The sequence below is a fragment of the Lentzea miocenica genome, assembly GCF_033949945.1.
Lineage (GTDB): Bacteria > Actinomycetota > Actinomycetes > Mycobacteriales > Pseudonocardiaceae > Lentzea > Lentzea miocenica.
This window is the reverse complement of sequence record NZ_JAXAVW010000088.1, coordinates 1-1,503: the sequence shown is the minus strand read 5'-3', so window position 1 is coordinate 1,503 and position 1,503 is coordinate 1. Positions and strand designations below refer to the sequence as shown.

Here is a 1,503-nt window from a genome sequence, read left to right as displayed (position 1 = left end):
GGTTTCATGTCCGGGTGACCCCTGACGAGCTTGCTCATGTGCGGCAACGCCTTGAGGCTTTCGCGGTGGATGTGTTCGCGCCCTTGGCCCGGTCTGATCAGCGGGCCAAGGGTGAGACGTATCTGCGTGGGCTGCTGCTGGACGGGCAGCGGAAGTCGATGCAGCCGATGGCGGAACGGCTGGGAGTGGATCACCAAGGGCTGCAGCAGTTCGTGACCACCTCGACCTGGGACACCGACGCGGTGCGAGTACGGCTGGCCCGCAAGGCGGTGGAGGCGATCGATCCGGTGGCCTGGGCGGTCGATGACAGCGGCTTCCCGAAGGACGGCACGAGTTCACCGGGCGTGGCCCGGCAGTACTCCGGGACCCTGGGCAAGGTCGCCAACTGCCAGATCGGGGTCAGTGTGCACGCGGTCACCGACACCGCGTCCTGCCCGCTGGGCTGGCGATTGTTCCTGCCGGAGTCCTGGGATACCGCCAAGGCCGGTCCGGCTGCGGTCAAGGCGGCCAAAGCCAAGCGCCGCAAGACACTGAAGAACGCGCCACGGGTCACCGCGCCGGTCGGCGGGCAGGCCGGCACCGGGGCCGAGGTGGACGTGGCGGCGGTCACCGAGGCCGTCAGGGCGCGGCGCAACCGCTGCGGCATGCCGGAAGAGGAAGGTCATCGTCCGAAGTGGACGCTGGCCGTCGAGATGCTCGACGAGCTCGCCGAACATGGGCTGCGCCCACCCGTGCTGGTCGCGGATGCCGGCTACGGCGACAACAGCCAGTTCCGGGCCGCGCTCGACCAGCGCGACATCGCCTACAGTGTGCAGCTCAAAGGCGAGGCCCTGGCCCACACCAGCGAGGCGGTCCCCGTCACGCGGGAATGGTCCGGGACAGGGCGGTGCGGCCGCCCTCCGGCCGACACGCCCGTCTACACCGACGAGCCGGTCAGCCTGGCCCGGCACGTGGCCGCCACCGGCCGTGAAGCCGCACTCACCGTCACCTGGCGTGAAGGCAGCAAGGGCGCGCTGTCCTCACAGTTCGTGTTCCTGCGGGTCCGGCCCGCCGGGCACCGCGTCCCCCGCAGCCCCGAGGACGGCGCCCTGCCACAGCGGTGGCTGATCGCCGAATGGCCCGACGGCGAGCCCGAACCGGTCACCTACTGGCTGTCCAGCCTTCCCGCCACCACCAGTCCCGCCGACCTCATCCGCTACGCCAAGATCCGCTGGCGCATCGAGCACGACTACCGCGAACTCAAGACCGCACTGGGCCTGGACCACTTCGAAGGCCGTTCCTGGCAAGGCTGGCACCGCCACGTCACCCTGGTCACCGCCGCACACCTGTTCCTCACCCTGCTGCGAGGCGACCCAAAAGCGGCTGCGCCGGCCTGACCCTCTACAAGGTCATCCGCGAGCTGCAACAGCTCCTCGCGACCTGGACCGGCGTGTGCCTGACCTGCCACCAAACCGTGAAACCACTACACCGCAACAACCGCCGACTAACCTAACAAAGCACTAC

At 69.3% G+C, this 1,503-nt stretch carries 1 protein-coding gene; it reads left to right on the top strand.

Translation table 11 applies throughout. The features are described 5' to 3' along the window. Positions 1-14 precede the first annotated feature (14 nt). On the top strand, positions 15-1,376 hold the full coding sequence (locus SK803_RS46295) for an IS701 family transposase (protein WP_319972634.1): 1,362 nt from the start codon (positions 15-17) through the stop codon (positions 1,374-1,376). Positions 1,377-1,503 lie beyond the last annotated feature (127 nt).